Here is a 16,558-nt window from a genome sequence, read left to right on the forward strand (position 1 = left end):
CACCGCCGGGGAGCAGGCGGGTGCTCTGCGTCACGCCGCCGCGCCCGCCGGGCCCGCCGGCGGGCATATCCGACTCGCCGCCGCGTTTGAAACGCCCGTACCGGGGACACCCCCCAGTGGTACATGCCGGTCGCCCGAGGGAGGCACCCGTGTCCGCTCGCCCACTCCTGTGCGCCGCCGCGGCCCTGGCCGTGCTCGCCGCCGCCGGCTGTACCGGCGGGGACGCTCCCGCCCGACCCGCCGCCGACGGCGGCCGGGTGACCGACGGCAGCGTGCGCGGCGGCGACGTCGTCGGCGCCGCCGCGGCGCTGGAGGACGTCCGCTGCGCCGCCGACGGCGCCGGCCGGTGGAGCCTGCGCGGCCGGATCGCCAACGGCGACCGGGAGGAGCACCGGTACACCGTGACCGCCTCCGTCGTCCGCTCCCGCGGCTACACGGTGCTGGGCGCCAGGGACGTCCGGGTGACCGTCCCCGGCGGCGGCGAGCGCGGCGTCGTCGCCCGCCACTTCGCCACCCACCGAGGCGAGGGGCTCCAGTGCGTGACCCGGACGGTCCGCGCCGCCGGCTGACCGGCCCGCATCCTAAAGGTCAGATGCTTTTCGCGGGGAAAGGGAAGAGGCTTCTGCCTTCTCGGGCAGTGTCCCGCCCGCGTGCCGGGGTAGAGCGTGTCCGCGAACCTCCGGACGTCCCGGCCCCCGCCGGTGCCGCCGGTCGGCGAATGCCGAGGTCAAAGTGGGCACTGAGACACGACGGGCGACCGGCCCCGGCCGGCGCCGCCGCGACTGGCGGCCGACCGGCGGTCGGCTGGCCCTGGGCGTCACGCTGCTGACCCTCGCCGCGGTCATCCTGGTCACCACCGACACCGTCCGCACCTCGGCGCCGGTCCCGGCGTTCGCCGCCGGTACGGCCGGCGAGTGCGCCACCGCCGGCACGAACATGTGGGTGGCCAGCACCGACCCCCTGGCCAACGCCAACAGCCGGTACATCGAGGTGTCACTGGCCGGTGCCCCCACCGGTCGCTCCTGGACCGTCCCCACCCAGCTCGTCGGCCTGGTGCAGCAGCCGTTCAACGCGGACCTGGCCGCCGGCCCGACCGGCCAGCTCCACGCGATGTCGGCCAGCGGCAACCTGCGCACGATCAACCCGGCCACCGGGGCGGCGGGGTCGGTGGTCACGCTGTCCCCGGCGCTGGGCCTGCTGGTGACCGCGACGGCGCTGAGCCGGGCGGCGACCGGCGACCTGTACCTGGGCACGTCCGCCGGCGCGATCCTGCGGGTGAACGCCGCGACCGGCGCCGCCACCCAGATCGGCACCAACCCGGCCGCGCTGGTCGGCTGGGCCGACATCCTGACCATGCCGGACGACTCGCTGCTGGCGATCTCGAACGTCGGCCGGGTGGTGCGGTACACCGTCGGCGGCGGCGGGATGCTCAGCGCGGGCGACGACATCGGCGGCATCGTCGGCGCGGTCGGCACACTCGGCGGGGCGTCGTTCGTCGGCGGCGCGGTGCACGTGGCCACCGAGGCCGGCGCCATCTACAAGCTGGACAGCCTGCCGGCCGCCGGCAACTCGGTGCTGACCTCGTACAACACCACGTTCGTCGCCGACGACAGCACGATCGCCGGCACCAACCTGCGCAACGTCACCGGCCTGGCGGCCGCCCAGGACTCGCTGGGCTGCCGGTGGGGCTTCAACGTCGCGCAGACCGCGGGCAGCGTGACCGGCCCGGCCGGCGACGGCCGGTACACCGTGAACTACACGGTCACCGTCACCAACAACGGCACCATCGCGGGCGCGTACGGGCCGCTGACCCACCGGCCGCGGTTCGACTACAACCTGGACCCGAAGTCGGCGTCGTGGACCGGGCAGGCCACCGGCTCGGGCTCGGGCAGCGGGCCGTACACGCTGGCCAACGGGCCGGCGACGCTGGCCGTCGGCGCCACACACACCTACCAGGTGGCGGTCGAGTACGCCTTCGAGGGCCCGGTCGCCAGCGCCTGCGGCGGCCCGAACACCGGCCTGTACGCCGTCGCCGCGCTGCCCGACGGCCAGGAGGCCGGCGCCGCCGGGGACAACGCCGCCTGTACCGCGCCGCCGGCGAAGGCGGCCGTACCGTGCTCGGCCGCGCCGAAGACGATCTGGGTCACGGCGGTCAACCTGCTCAGCCTGAACACGGCGTACGAGCTGAACCCCGACGGCAGCCGCACCGGCCGGGAGCTGACCGTCGACCCGCTGGTCACCGACGTCGCGGTATCGCCGGACGGCAACCGGCTGTACACGACCGTGGTCTCCGGCCAGGTCAAGGTGTACAGCACGATCACCGGCGCCCACCTCGGCACGGTCACCACCACCGGGCTGCCGCCGCTGGACACGATCCAGTCGCTGTCGTACGGCCCCGGCAACCGGCTGCTGATGGGCGGCACGTCGGGCAACGCGTACTCGGTGAACCTGCTCACCGGCGCCGCCACCAAGATCGGCGACACCCTGGAGCTGGGCGGCTGGTCCGGCGACTTCGTGATGCTGCCCGACGGCGCGCTGCTCGGCTTCACCGCCACCAACCGGGTCATCCGGTACGACATCGCCAACGACGGCAGCCTGACCAACGGCACCGACCTCGGCGGGGTCGTCGGCCCGCTGCTGATCAGCGGCACCGCGATGGTCAGCGGCCGGATCCACCTCACCGACGCGCTGGGCAACCTGTGGCGGCTGAACGAACTCCCCGACGCCGACGACGGCCCGCTCACCCTGCACACCAGCACCATCGAGCTGGCCGGGCTGCTCAACGGCTTCGTCGGCCCGTTCACCGGCGCGGCCAGCGCCCACGACGCGCTGGGCTGCGTGCCGTTCGCCGTCACCAAGACCGCCGGCGCGGTGCAGGGCCCGGACGGCACCGGCGAGTTCACCGCCACGTACACCGTTACCGTCCGCAACAACGACGCCGCGACGACGTACGGGCCGCTGACCGACACGCCGGTCTTCGCCCCGAACCTCGCCGTCACCGGCGCCACCTGGTCCGGCCGGGCCAGCGGCGTCGGGGCCGGCGACGGCCCGTTCACCCTGGCGCCCGCCGGCACGGCCATCGCCGCCGGGGCCACCCACACGTACACCGTCGAGGTCAGCTTCCGGTACACCAACGTCGTCCAGGCCACCGCCTGCACCGGCAACCCCGGCTCCGGCCTGTACAACCGCGCGGGCCTGCCGCGCAGCCAGCCGGAGAACCGCAGCGACAACTCCGCCTGCGCGGCCCCGCCCGCCCCGCCGCCGCCGCTGCCCGCGCTGAACGTCAGCAAGTCCGCCGGCACGCTCGTCGGGCCGGACAGCGCCGGCGACTACACCGCCAGCTACGACGTCACCGTCCGCAACGTCGGCTCGGCCACCGGCTCGTACGGGCCGCTGACCGACACCCTCGGCATCGACCCGAATCTCACCCCGACCGGGGTGGCCTGGTCCGGGCACCTGTCCGGCAGCGCGGCCGGCGGCGGGCCGTTCCAGCTCGCACCCGGCGGGCAGAGCATCGCCGCCGGCGACACCCACACGTACACCGTGACGCTGACCTTCCGGTACACCGGCGGCTCGCCGACCGCCGCCTGCACCGGCGTGGGCACCGGCCTGCACAACGCGGCCACCCTGCCCGGCGGGCAGGAGATCGAGTCGCTGCTGGACAACGCCGCCTGCCTCGCCCCGCCGCCGCTGCCCGCCCCCGGCATCTCCGCCGCCACCAGCGCCGCGCTCAGCCTGGACGCCAACGCCGACGGCCGGGCCGGGGCGGGCGACCGGATCGTGTTCACCGTGGACGTCACCAACTCCGGCAACACCCCGGTCGGCAACGTCGCCGCCGCCGTCGCGCTGACCGCGCCGGCCGGCCCCGGCGTCGCGGTGAGCTGCCCGCAGAACGCGCTCGCCGCCGGGGCGTCGACCGCGTGCACCTCCGCGCCGTACACCGTCACCCAGGCCGACGTGGACGCCGGCGGCGTCACCGGCACCGGCACGGCCACCGCCACCGGCCCGGCCGCGCTCCCGCTGTCCGCCGGCCCGTCCGCCGCCACCGTGCCCGCGCCGACCGCCACCGACCTGCTCACCGTCACCGCCAGCGGCGCGCTCACCGCCGACGCCGACGGCGACGGCCAGGCCGACGTCGGCGACTCCGTGACGTTCTCCTTCGACCTCACCAACGCCGGCAACCGGACGCTGACCAACCCCGGCGCCGGCGCGGTGCTCGCCGCGCCGGCCGGCCCGGCCGTGGTCGTCACCTGCCCGCCCGGCCCGCTGCCGCCGGGCGCGACCATCACCTGCACCGCCACCGCGTACGTCGTCACCCAGGCCGACGTGGACACCGGCACGGTCAGCGCCACCGGTAGCGCCACCGCCACCGCGCCCGGCGGGCTGCCCGTCGTCTCGCCGCCCGCGCCGGCCGCCACCGTCGCGTTCGTTCTCGCCCCGGCCGCCGACGCGCTCACCGTCGACGTCGCCGCCACCCTCGACGTGGACGCCGACGGCGACGGCGCCCCGGACGCCGGCGACCGGCTCGCCGTCACGGTGACCGTGCACAACGACGGCAACCGGACGCTGGTCGACGTCGCCGCCAGCCTGCCCGGCGTGCCGCTGAGCTGCCCGCTGAACATCCTGCCGCCGGGCGGCAGCACGGTCTGCGTCGGCACGTACATCGTCGCCCAGGCCGACGTCGACGCCGGGACGATCACGCTGACCGGCTCGGCCACCGCCGAGACGCCCAGCGGCACCCCGGTCGGCTCGCCCGGCGGCGACCCCGACGCCACCGTCACCGTCACCGTCGCGCTGGGCGTGCGCGCCGTCGCCGTCGTCGCCGCGGCGACGCTCAGCCACGACCCCGACGCCGACGGCCGGGCCGACCTCGGCGACCGGCTCACCTTCCGCTTCACCGCCACCAACACCGGCAACCTGACGCTGGGCAACCTCGCCGTCGCCGCCGCGCTCAGCGCGCCCGCCGGCCCGGCGGTCACCGTCACCTGCCCGCCCGGCACGCTGCCGCCCGGCGGCAGCGCGGTGTGCACCGCGACGGCGTACACCGTGACCCAGGCCGACCTGGACGCCGGCGCGGTCGTCGCCGCCGGTACGGCCACCGCCACCGGCCCCCTCGGCATCCCGGTCACCTCCGCGCCCGGCGACCCCGCCGCGACCGTCACCGTGCCCGTCGCCGACCCGGCCGGCGCGCTCACCGTCGCCGCCTCGGCCGCCCTGGACACCGACGCCGACGGCGACGGCCGGGCCGACCCCGGCGACGTGGCGGTCTTCACGTTCACCGTCACCAACGGCGGCAACCGGACCCTGCTCGGCACCGCCGTGGACCTGGTGTTCACCGCGCCCGCCGCGCCGGACGCCGCCGTGGTCTGCCCGGTCGGCCCGCTGCCGCCCGGCGGGACCAGGGTGTGCACGTCCGCCCCGTACGTCGTCACCCAGGCCGACGCCGACGCCGGCGGGGTCACCGCCCGCGGCACCGCGACCGCCACCACGCCCGGCGGCGACCCGGTCGGCTCCGACCCCGCCGCCGCGGCCGCCCGGGTCACGATCACCGCGACCGCCGCCCTCACCGGGCTCACCGCCGCCGCGTCCGCGGCGCTGACCGGTGACGTCGACGGCGACGGCCGGGCCGACGTCGGCGACACCGCCACCGTCACCGTCGTGCTCACCAACACCGGCAACCGGACCCTCACCGGCCCCGCCGCGGTGCTCGCCCTGACCCCGCCCGCCGGCCCGGCGGTCCTCGTCACCTGCCCGGCCGGGCCGCTCGCGCCCGGCGCGACCCGGACCTGCACCAGCGCGCCGTACACCGCCACCCAGGCCGATGTCGACGCCGGCGGCATCCACGCCGTCGCCACCGCCACGGCCACCGCGCCCGGCGGCGGCGTCGTCGGCTCCGACCCGACCGACCCGGCCGCCCGGGTCAGCATCGCCACCGCGCTCGGCGTGCCCGCCCTCGCCGTCGTCGCGTCGGCGACCCTGACCACCGACGCCGACGGCGACGGGCAGGGCGACGCCGGCGACCGGGCGACGTTCGCCCTGCTCGTGACGAACAACGGCAACCAGACCGTCGCCAACCTCGCCGGCCAGCTCGCGCTCACCCCGCCGGCCGGGCCCGGCGTCGCCGTCACCTGCCCGGTGCCGGCGCTCGCCCCCGGCGCGTCGACCACGTGCACGTCCGCGCCGTACCCCATCACCGTGGCCGACATCGACGCCGGCGCCGTCGAGGCCACCGGTACCGCCACCGCCACCACCCCGGCCGGGGACCCGGTCGGCTCGCCGCCCGGCGACCCCGCCGCCCGGGTCGTCGTCACCGTCGCCGTACCGGCCAACGCGCTCGCCGTGGACCTGTCCGCCGGGCTGACCGCCGACGCCGACGGCGACGGGCAGGCCGACGTCGGCGACGCCCTCACCCTGAGCCTGGAGGTGACCAACGCCGGCAACCAGACCCTCACCGGGATCACCGGCGACGTCCAGCTCGCCGCCCCCGCCGGCCCGGACGCCGCCGTCACCTGCCCGCCCGGCCCGCTCGCGCCGGGGGACACCCGGACCTGCACCGCCGCCCCGTACACCGTCACCGAGGCCGACGTGGACACCGGCTCGGTCAGCGCCACCGCCGTCGCCGCCGGCACCGCCCCCGGCGGCGCCCCGGTCGGCTCCCCGCCCGGCGACCCGGACGCGCACGTCACCGTGCCCACCGCGATCGCCGCGTCCGGCCTGGCGGTCGTCGTCACCGGCGCCGTGACCACCGACGCCGACGGCGACGGCCAGGCCGACGCCGGCGACCGGGTCACCTTCACCCTCACCGTCCGCAACAGCGGCAACCGGACCCTCACCGGCCCGGGCGCCGCCCTGTCCCTGCCCGGCCTGACCGTCACCTGCCCGCCCGGGCCGCTCGCGCCGGGTGCGACCCGCACCTGTACGTCCAGCGCGTTCACCATCACCCAGGCGCACGTCGACGCCGGCCACCTCCAGGCCACCGCCACGGCCACCGCGGTCGACCCGGACGGCCAGCCGGTCGCGGCCCCGCCGACCCCGCTGCAGTACGCCACCGCGGCCCCCGCCGACGCCCTCGCCGTGGCCGCCGCGGCCACCCTGACCAGCGACCCCGACGGCGACGGCCGGGGCGACCCGGGCGACACGGCCACGTTCACCCTGACCGTCACCAACGCCGGCAACCGGACGCTGACCGACCCGACCGCCGCGGTCGCCCTCGACCCGCCCGCCGGCCCGGCGGTCACCGTCACCTGCCCGCTCGGCGCCCTCGCGCCCGGCGCGTCGCGGACCTGCACCTCCACCCCGTACACCGTCACCCAGGCCGACGTGGACGCCGGCGGCGTGGACGCCGTCGGCACCGCCACCGCCGACGGCCCGGGCGGCGCCCCGGTCACCTCGCCGCCGAACGACCCGGCGGCCCGGGTCCGGGTGCCGGCCACCGCGGCGGCGACCGCGCTGACCGTCGCGATCGGCCGGACCTTCGCCGCCGACCCCGACGGCGACAGCCGGGCCGACGTCGGCGACCGGATCCGGTTCACCGTGCAGCTCACCAACGCCGGCAACCGGACCCTGACCGCGCCCGCCGCGGCCGTCGCCCTCGCCGCGCCCGCCGGGCCGCCCGTCGCCGTCGCCTGCCCGGCCGGCGCGCTGGCCCCCGGCGCGTCGGTGACCTGCACCAGCGCCGCGTACACCGTGACCCGGGCCGACGCCGACGCCGGCGGCGTCACCGCCAGCGGCACCGGCACCGGCACCGCGCCCGGCGGCGGCACCGTCGCCGGCGGCCCGGCCGGGCTCACCGTCCCGGCCGACCCGGCCGCGCCCGCGCTCGCCGTGGTCGCCGGGGGCGGCCTCACCGCCGACGCCGACGGCGACGGCGAGGCCGACGCGGGCGACCGGATCACCTTCACCGTCGTCGTCACCAACACCGGCAACCGGACGCTGTCCGCCGTGGACGCCGCGCTCGCCCTGACCGCCCCGGCCGCGCCCGCGCCGGGCGTCACCTGCCCGCCCGGCGCGCTCGCGCCCGGCGCGTCGGTGACCTGCACCAGCGCCGCGTACACCGTCACCCAGGCCGACCTCGACGCCGGCGGCGTCCGGGCCCTCGCCACCGCCGGCGCGCTCGACCCCGGCGCCGGTCCGGTCGCCTCCGACCCCAACGACCCGGCCGCCCGGGTGACCGTCGCCGCGGCCGGCGCCGTCGCCGCGCTCGCGGTCGCCGCCACCGGCGCGGTCAGCACCGACCTCGACGGCGACGGCCAGGCCGACCTCGGCGACCGGATCACCTTCACCGTCACGGTCACCAACCCCGGCAACCGGACGCTGACCGGCCTGGTGGCGCAGTACACCCTCGCCGCGCCCGCCGGCCCGGCGCTCACCCTGACCTGCCCGGCCACGACGGTCGCGCCGGGCCAGAGCCGGGCGTGCACCACCTCGTCGTACCTGATCACCCAGGCCGACGTGGACGCCGGCGCGGTCAGCGGCACCGCCACCGCGACCGCGACCGCACCCGGCGGCGCCACCGTGACCGCCACCCCGGCCACCGCGACCGTACCGACGGTGACCGCCGCGAACAGCCTGGTCGTCATCACCGTCGCCACCCTCGGCATCGACGCCGACGGCGACGGGCGGGCGGACGCCGGCGACCGGATCTCGTTCGGCCACCGGGTGCTCAACACCGGCAACCGGACGCTGACCGCGGTCACCGTCACCAACACCCTCGCCGCGCCCGCCGGCCCGCCGCTGACCGTGACCTGCCCCGGCACCACGCTGGCGCCCGGTGCGGACATGACCTGCACCACGACCGCGCACATCGTCACCCAGGCCGACGTGGACGCCGGCGGCGTCACCGCCACCGGCGTGGCCAGCGGCCGCGACCCGGACGGCCGGATCACCAGCTCCTCGCCGACCGACCCGGCCGCCACCGCCACCACCCCGGCCACCGCCCGGACGGCCGCGCTGACCCTGACCATGACCGGCGCGCTCACCACCGACGCGAACAACGACGGCGCGGGCGCGCTCGGCGACATCGTCACGTACACCTACGTCGTCACGAACACGGGCACGGTCACGCTGTCCGCGCTCGCGCTGGTCAACAGCACGAGCGTGACCCACCTGGTCTGCCCGACGTACACGCTGGCGCCGGGCGCCGCGGTCACCTGCACCGCCCGGCACCACGTCGACCAGGCCGACCTGGACGAGTCCGCGATCATCAACGTCGCCACCGCCCGGGCCACCGCCCCGGCCGGCTGCCCCGCCGCCCCCGGCCCGAGCCCGTCGCCGGCCGCCGCGGCCACCTGCACGGTGGTCTCCGGCGAGGACATCGAGACGCTGCCGGCCGCCGCGGTGGCCGACGCGCTGGCGCTGACCAAGGCCGGCTGGCTGGAGCAGGACACCGACGGCGACGGCATCGCCGACGTGGGCGACCAGTTGGAGTTCTCCTTCACGATCACCAACGGCGGTAACCGGACGATCACCGACCTGGTCGTCACCGACGGCATGACCGGCGTCGGCGTCACCTGCCCGCAGACCACCGTGGCGCCGGGCGCCGAGGTCGTCTGTACCTCCGACCTGTACACGGTCCGGGTCAGCGACGCCGCCGCCGGTACGGTCCGCAACACCGCCACCGTCACCGGCCGCGACCCGGACGGCCGGACGGTCGGCTCGCCCGCCAGCGACCCCGACGCCACCGTCGAGCTGCCGGTCGCCGGCGGCGGCCTCACCCCGCTGCCGACGGCCAGCCCGACCGCGAGCCCCGACAACGGCAACGGCAACGGCAACGGCAACAGCAACGGCAACGGCAGCGGGAACGGCAGCGGGAACGGGTCCGCGAACAGCGGCAACGGCGACGAGGGCGGGTCCGGCGGACCGCTGGCCACCACCGGCCGGGCGGTGCTGCGGCTGCTGCTGTTCGCCCTCCTCGCGATGGCCGCGGGCCTGCTCCTGGTGCGGGCCGGACGACCGCGCGGGCGGCACGTACGCTGAGCCCCGGGTCGGTAATCCGGCCGTGTCCGCCGGCCCCGGCATCCGGTTGGTTAGGGTGCGCTTGTCGCCCGTCCGGGCGCGGCCCGCCGAGAAAGAGGACCCATGACGACGCCGGTGTACTTCGACGACGACGCCGACCTGTCGCTGCTCACCCAGCGCAAGGTGGCGGTCATCGGCTACGGCGACCACGGCGCGGCGCACGCCCTCTGCCTGCGCGACTCGGGCGTGGACGTGCGGATGGGACTGCCGCCGACCTCGATCAACCGGGCCCGGGCCGAGGACGAGGGCCTGCCGGTGGCGACCCCGGCGGAGGCGGCCGCCGAGGCGGACGTCGTGGTGATGCTGGCGCCGCTGGCGCTCCAGCGGTTCGTGTACGAGCAGGCGATCGCCCCGGCGCTGGCGCCGGGGAAGGCGCTGCTGTTCACCGACGGCTTCCCGATCCGGTACGAGCTGATCGTCCCGCCGCCCGGTATCGACGTGCTGCTGCTCGCGCCGATGGGCGACGGGGCGCTGCTGCGCCGCCAGTACCTCGACGGCAAGGGCCAGCCGTGCCTGGTCGCGGTCGAGGCCGACGAGTCCGGCGGCGCGTGGGGCCTGCTGCTGGCGTACGCCCGGGCGATCGGCGCGACCCGGGCGGGCGCCCGGGCGACGACGTTCGCGGCCCAGGCCGAGTCCACCCGGTTCGCCGAGCAGGCGCTCGCCGGCGGCACGCTCGAACTGGTCCGGGCCGGGTTCACCACGCTGACCTCGGCCGGCCTGTCCCCGGACGTCGCCTACCTCGCCTGCGTGCACCAGCTCAAGGCGGTCGTCGACGACCTGTACGCCGGCGGCCTGGCCGGGGTCCGCGGGCACGCCTCGGAGGTGGCCCGCTTCGGCGCCGCGACCCGCGGGCCGCGGGTGGTGGGGGAGACCGCCGCCGACGAGCTGCGCCGGGTGCTGGCCGAGCTGCGCGACGGCACATTCGTCAAGGAGTGGCTCGCCGACGAGGACGCCGGGCGGCCGAAGCTGACGGCGGCCGACGAGGCCGCCGCGGTGCACCCGGTGGAGCCGGCGGGGGCGGCGCTGCGCGCCACGATGAGCTGGCTCCACGACGCCTGACCGGCCCCGTCCGCCCCGCCGCTGCCGCGCCGCTCCCGCCGGCGGTGGCCGGCGCCGGTCAGCGGGTCGGGGCGTGGTGGTCCAGCCAGGGCAGCCGGGTCGCCGCCAGCGGCGGCCGCTCCGCCACCGTGACCGCCGTCGTCCGCACCTCCCGCTCGTCCGCCCCGCGGGCGAACTGCGTCAGCAGCGGGTGCGGCTCCGCGGCCGGGTCGGCCCAGCCGCGCCGCTGCAACCGCGCCCACACCGCGTGCAGGATCTGCGCCGACATCCGCCCCAGCGCCCGGTTGTCCTGGTGCCGGTGGTGCCGCTCGCCGAGGTCGACCTGGGCGAGCGCGTCCAGCCCGGCGTACTCCAGCAGGTCGATCAGCAGTGCCGTCTCGACCGCGTACCCGGTGGCGAACGGCACCCCGGACAGCACCTCCCGGCGCCCGGCGTACTCGCCGGACAGCGGCTGCACCAGCCGGGACAGCTCCGGCCAGAACAGGTTCAGCAGCGGCCGCGCGACCAGCTCGGTGACCCGCCCGCCGCCGTCCGGCTCGGGCGCGCCGCCGCCGGCCGGGCGCAGCGGCCGGTGGTAGAACCCCTTGACGTACGCGACCGCGGGATCGGTCAGCAGCGGGCCGAGCAGCCCGGTGACGAAGTCGGCGCGGAACCGCAGCAGGTCGGCGTCCAGGAACACCACCAGGTCGCCGCGGCTGGCGGCGAGCCCGGCCCACAGCGCGTCGCCCTTGCCGTCGAGCCGGGGCAGGCCGCTGGTGACCTCGTCCTGCCCGACGACGGTGGCGCCCGCGGCGGCGGCGATCTCGGCGGTCGCGTCGGTGGACCGGGAGTCGACCACGAGCAGCTCGTCGACGAGGCCGTGCCGGTCCATCAGCTCGCGGCGGACGGTGGTGAGGATCGCGCCGATCGTCGCCTGCTCGTCCCGGGCCGGCAGGACCACGCTGACCCGCTGTCCGCCCTTGCGCGCGGCCAGCCCGGCCGCGCTCCACCGGCCGGCGGCGTAGGTGCGGCGCCGGGCCCAGCTCGCGGCCGCGCCGGCCGGATCGACACCCCGCATCCGGTCGCTACTCCCGCCCGTGCCGGTGGTCCCGCGCGCCGCCCGAGACGGCGGCCGCGGCGGGGCCGCGCCCACGCGCCGGCCCCGCTGCCTACGATCGCACAGCGCGCCCGGCGTCCGGTGCGGGGGCGGCCGCCGCGGGCGGACCGGCGCCGGTCGCGGCCCGTTCGGGGGTACCGCGGGGCGGTCGCCCGCTCGTGGGAGTTTTGCCGACTGGCCGGTGGAGGGTTGCGTCCCCCATTCAGCGTCGCTAGCGTATTCATGCGGTTACGCAGTGGGGTCGGCTACGCCTTCGGGTGGCGTGGGTTCGGCCTGCTGCGTGACCCGGTTCCGCATCGGGTGCGAAAAAATCTGTCGCCCCCTTTTGCCGGCGATGCCGCCATTCGGCGCGTATGCCCGCCGAGGATCGCCGATCTTGAACGGCGCGCGGGATGACCCGGGCAGCCCGGAAGCGTTACAGTTTCCTCACTTTCCCCCGCGCGCGGCAGGTACCCCGCGGCAGGCCCCCGGTGGCCGGCGCCGCCGGCGCCCCGGCCGTTCCCGACCCGGCCCCCGTACGGTCCCACTGGCGCGCGGTTGCGCCCCCGGGCCGGCGCCCGCCGGCGGCCCATGACCGGAAACTGGAGGTCCACGCGATGAGCGATGGTGACCTGCTCGCCTTCGACGTGCACCCGCGCACGACCCCGACGCCGCCCGCCGAGCGGGCCGCCCTGCTGGTGAACCCCGGCTTCGGCAACGTCTTCACCGACCACATGGTGACGATCCGGTACACCGACGGCAAGGGCTGGCACGACGGCCGCGTCGAGGCCCGCGCGCCGATCGCGCTCGACCCGGCCAGCGCCGTCCTGCACTACGCGCAGGAGATCTTCGAGGGCCTCAAGGCGTACCCGACGCCGGACGGCGGCGTGGCCCTGTTCCGCCCCGACGCCAACGCCCGCCGGTTCCAGCGCTCCGCCGACCGGCTGGCCATGCCCCGCCTGCCCGAGCAGGCGTTCCTCGACTCGATCGCCGAGCTGGTCCGGATCGACCGGGACTGGGTGCCGACCGCCGAGGGCGGCAGCCTGTACCTGCGGCCGTTCATGTTCGCCAGCGAGGCGTTCCTCGGCGTCCGCCCGGCCCGCGAGTACCTGTACGTGCTCATCGCCTCGCCGGCCGGCGCCTACTTCAGCGGCGGCATCAAGCCGGTCACCCTGTGGATCTCGCAGGAGTACACCCGGGCCGCGCCCGGCGGGACCGGCGCCGCCAAGTGCGGCGGCAACTACGCCGCCTCGCTGAACCCGCTCGCCGAGGCCACCGCCAACGGCTGCGACCAGGCCGTGTTCCTCGACGCCGTCGAGCACCGGTACGTCGAGGAGCTGGGCGGCATGAACGTCTTCTTCGTCCACGACGACGACACGATCGTCACCCCGCAGCTCACCGGCACGATCCTGGAGGGCGTGACCCGCGAGTCGATCATCACGCTCGCCGAGCGGGCCGGGTACCGGGTGAGCGAGCGCCAGGTCACCATCGACGAGTGGCGCGACGACGCCCGCAGCGGCAGGCTGCGCGAGGTGTTCGCCTGCGGTACGGCCGCGGTGATCACCCCGGTCGGCGCGGTCCGCTCCCCGGACGGCGAGTTCGTCGCCGGCGACGGCCGGCCCGGCCGGGTGACGATGGCGCTGCGCAAGGCGCTGATGGACATCCAGCGCGGCGTCACCGAGGACCCGTACGGCTGGGTCCGCCGCATCCTCTGACCCTCGCACCCGCCGCCCCGGCCGCCACCGCTCCCGCGGGGTGGGATCGGGGCGGCGGCTCAGCCCGCCCCGTCGTTGCCGGCCGCGTCCCGGTCCGTCGCGGCGGGCCCGGCCGGCACGGGGCCGGTCGCGTCCAGCAGGTGCCCGCGCAGCGCCGCGAGCTGCGCCGGCGCCAGCCCGGCCGCCCGGGCGTACGCCTCCACCGACCCGTACGCCGCCCGCAGCTCGGCCAGGAACAGCCGCATCGCCTCGGCCGGCGAGGCGAAGTACGCCGGCGGCAGGTCCGGCAGCTCGGCGCCGGTCTCGGCGACCCAGGCCAGCAGGTCGGTGGTCGCCTCGGCGCTGAGCGCGTAGTCCACGGCGATCTCGTCGTCGGCGACGCCCAGCAGCGCCAGCGCCACCGCGCAGACCACCCCGGTCCGGTCCTTGCCGGCGACACAGTGCACGGTCACCGGGGCGCTGTCCGGGTCGGCGATCACCGCCAGCGCGGCCGCGATCCCGCCCGCGCCGTCGCGGGCCAGGTCGAGGTACCGGTCGGCGAGCCAGCGCGCGTGCCCCGTCCCGTCGGTCGGCGGGGGAGTGGCCTCCCACAGCTCGTGCATCGGCTCGATGTGGTGGTACGCGAACCGGTCGTGCCCCGGCACCCGCCCGTCCCGGTCCACCTCGGTGACCCGGCGCAGGTCGATGACCGTCCGGATGCCCAGCGCGTCGAACGCCGCGGCGTCGGCGAGGGTGAGCCGGTGCAGCGAGTCCGACCGGAACAGCCGGCGCCAGCGGACGGTGTGGCCGCCGCCGGTGCGGTATCCGCCCAGGTCGCGGAAGTTGAACAGGGCGCTGAAGGTGAGCCGGCGCGGCGGAGTATCCACGATGGTCACCGTAGCGTCCACCGGGGGCGCCCCGCTGTGGCGCAGATCGCGCTCCGTCGACCCGGCGACAACGCACCGGTGGTGTGATCACCCTCATGTCCGGCGAGCGGCGATCGAGGGGCCGGTCGCGCGCTAGAGTGCGATCGCTGATCATCCCTGGATCGCGCGCGGTGTCCGGCACCGCCCACGGTGGGTCTGCGGCGGCCCACGCCGCCGCCGCGCGGTCCGCGCCAGAGGAGCCCACCGTGACCCACCCGCCGTACGGGCGCGCGCCCGTGCCGCCGCCCGGACCACCCCACCACCGGCCCCGGCCCGCGCCCCCGCGCCCGGTCGACCCCGGCCGGGTCGCCGCCGGCGTCGGCCTGGCCTGCGTCGCCCACCTGCTCACGATCCTGCCGCTGCTGTTCCTGTTCCTCGGCGAGGACAGCTCCGCGTCGGCCGGCTTCGTCTTCGGCTTCCCGCTCGTCGGCCAGGTGCTCGTCCTGCTGGGCTGCGTGCTCGGCGGCGCGCTGCTGATCGCCCGCCGGGACGGCGGCATGGGCATCGGCCTGCTCGCCGGCTGGCCGGTGGGGCTGATCCTGGCGCTGGCGGTCTCCGGCGCCGCCCTGGTCACCGCCTACGGCTGACCGCGGTCCGCAGCGCCGGTCGCCGGGCCGGCGGCCGTGGCCGCGTCGATCGCCGCGATCAGCCGCCGCCGCAGCGCCCCCGCCCGCGCCGCGAACCCCCGCTGCGCGGCCACGTACGCCGCCCGCCCCGCCGCCGTCTCGATCGGCACCGGCGCGACATCGAGCGCCCGCAGGTCGTACGGGCTCGCCCGCATGTCCAGCAGCCGGATCTCCCTGGCCAGCGCGAAGCAGTCCGCGACCAGCTCCGCGCACACCAGCGGGGACAGCTTGTAGGCCCACTTGTACAGGTCCATGTTGGCGTGCAGGCACCCCGGCTGCTCCAGCTCCCGCTGCCCGGCCCGGGTCGGCGCGAGCACGTTGAGCGGCCGGGCGGGCGGGGTGAAGAACCGGTACGCGTCGAAGTGGCTGCACCGGATCGTCGCCGCCTCCACCACCGCCGCCGTACCGTCCGGGCCCAGCCGCAGCGGCCACGCGTCGTGCCGCACCTCGCCCGCCGCCTGCCGGTACACCATCGCCCACTCGTGCAGCCCGAAGCAGCCCAGGTGCGGCGCCCGCCCGGCGGTCGCCGCGAGCAGGTCCCGGATCCACGCCACGGCGGGCCCCCGCCGCGCCAGTACCGCGGCGGTGTCCAGGGCGGCCCCGCCCGCCCGGTCGACGTACCCCGGTCCGAGGTCCGCCGCGCCCGCGCCGGCCAGCAGCACCCCCGCGCCGGGGTGCCAGCGGCGGAGCTGCGCCGGCCGGTGCGAGTAGTACGTGAACAGGAAGTCCTCGACCGGGTGCCGACGCCCGGCCACCCGGCGGGCGCGGTGAGCGGCCAGCCAGCCGTCCACCCGGGCCGCGTGTGCCGCGGCCCGGGCCCCCCACTGCGCGGCGGTCAGTACCGTCGTCACGCGCCCTCCGGTCCCGCGCTCCTCAGCGCTTCCGCCCCTCGGCGCTGCGCTTCTCAGTGCTTGCGCTTCTTCTTCCGCTTCTTCGGCCCCTTCGAGCCCTCGTCGTCGTCATCGTCGTCGTCGCCGCCCCCGCAGCCGGCCAGACCGGCCAGCAGGGCGCCCGCCGTCGCCGCGAGCGCGGCCCGACGGGTGATCACCGCAGAATTCATCCCGGCAGGGTGCCACGCCGCCGCCCCCGGTGGCTACCGCCTCGATGGCTGGCGCGGGACGTGAGATTCTGGGCGCGACGTGACCCGACCCCCGGAGGATGGCG

The 16,558-nt window shown here is 77.2% G+C and carries 9 protein-coding genes; 5 read left to right on the top strand and 4 right to left on the bottom strand.

The genetic code is table 11. The annotated features are described in order from the left end of the window. The first annotated feature begins 149 nt into the window (after positions 1-149). The 3 genes from IEY94_RS05980 (at position 150) to ilvC (ending at position 11,073) form a co-directional block, all read left to right on the top strand. A complete protein-coding gene (locus IEY94_RS05980) occupies positions 150-569 on the top strand; it encodes a hypothetical protein (RefSeq protein ID WP_189169040.1) in 420 nt (139 codons plus the stop codon). Positions 570-732: 163 nt separating this feature from the next. After that, complete coding sequence (locus tag IEY94_RS05985; protein WP_189169041.1) at positions 733-9,975, top strand: CLIPPER-2 domain-containing protein; 9,243 nt, start codon at positions 733-735, stop codon at positions 9,973-9,975. 102 nt (positions 9,976-10,077) lie between these two features. Next, entirely contained in the window at positions 10,078-11,073 is a 996-nt protein-coding gene (gene ilvC, locus IEY94_RS05990; RefSeq protein WP_189169042.1) for a ketol-acid reductoisomerase, read from the top strand. Positions 11,074-11,131: 58 nt separating this feature from the next. Here ilvC and IEY94_RS05995 read toward each other — a convergent pair whose 3' ends face one another. Then, positions 11,132-12,130: a glucosyl-3-phosphoglycerate synthase gene (locus IEY94_RS05995; protein ID WP_189169043.1), complete on the bottom strand. Its 999-nt coding sequence runs from the start codon at positions 12,128-12,130 to the stop codon at positions 11,132-11,134. 635 nt (positions 12,131-12,765) lie between these two features. On the opposite strand from IEY94_RS05995, the gene IEY94_RS06000 reads away from it, so the two are divergent. After that, complete coding sequence (locus tag IEY94_RS06000; protein ID WP_189169044.1) at positions 12,766-13,863, top strand: branched-chain amino acid aminotransferase; 1,098 nt, start codon at positions 12,766-12,768, stop codon at positions 13,861-13,863. Positions 13,864-13,922: 59 nt separating this feature from the next. On the opposite strand, the gene IEY94_RS06005 is transcribed toward IEY94_RS06000, so the two are convergent. Beyond that, positions 13,923-14,732 carry a tyrosine-protein phosphatase gene (locus IEY94_RS06005; RefSeq protein ID WP_189169358.1) on the bottom strand — a complete coding sequence of 270 codons (810 nt, stop codon included), beginning with the start codon at positions 14,730-14,732 and terminating at the stop codon, positions 13,923-13,925. Between the two features lie 242 nt (positions 14,733-14,974). On the opposite strand from IEY94_RS06005, the gene IEY94_RS06010 reads away from it, so the two are divergent. Then, positions 14,975-15,355, top strand: a complete 381-nt coding sequence (locus IEY94_RS06010; RefSeq protein WP_189169045.1) for a hypothetical protein — start codon at positions 14,975-14,977, stop codon at positions 15,353-15,355. Here the strand turns inward: IEY94_RS06010 and IEY94_RS06015 are convergent. Both IEY94_RS06015 and IEY94_RS06020 read right to left on the bottom strand, forming a co-directional pair. Beyond that, positions 15,346-16,245 carry a 3-methyladenine DNA glycosylase gene (locus tag IEY94_RS06015; protein WP_189169046.1) on the bottom strand — a complete coding sequence of 300 codons (900 nt, stop codon included), beginning with the start codon at positions 16,243-16,245 and terminating at the stop codon, positions 15,346-15,348. The genes IEY94_RS06010 and IEY94_RS06015 overlap by 10 nt on opposite strands. 53 nt (positions 16,246-16,298) lie before the next feature. Next, entirely contained in the window at positions 16,299-16,454 is a 156-nt protein-coding gene (locus IEY94_RS06020) for a hypothetical protein (protein WP_189169047.1), read from the bottom strand. Positions 16,455-16,558 lie beyond the last annotated feature (104 nt).

Source organism: Pilimelia anulata (assembly GCF_014647895.1).
Taxonomy (GTDB): Bacteria; Actinomycetota; Actinomycetes; order Mycobacteriales; family Micromonosporaceae; genus Pilimelia; species Pilimelia anulata.

Bases quoted from the DNA above. Each gene is read 5' to 3' on its own strand.
- ilvC (WP_189169042.1), top strand. From the start codon at position 10,078: ATGACGACGCCGGTGTACTTCGACGACGACGCCGACCTGTCGCTGCTC.
- IEY94_RS06000 (WP_189169044.1), top strand. From the start codon at position 12,766: ATGAGCGATGGTGACCTGCTCGCCTTCGACGTGCACCCGCGCACGACC.
- IEY94_RS06020 (WP_189169047.1), bottom strand. From the start codon at position 16,454: ATGAATTCTGCGGTGATCACCCGTCGGGCCGCGCTCGCGGCGACGGCG.
- IEY94_RS05995 (WP_189169043.1), bottom strand. From the start codon at position 12,130: ATGCGGGGTGTCGATCCGGCCGGCGCGGCCGCGAGCTGGGCCCGGCGC.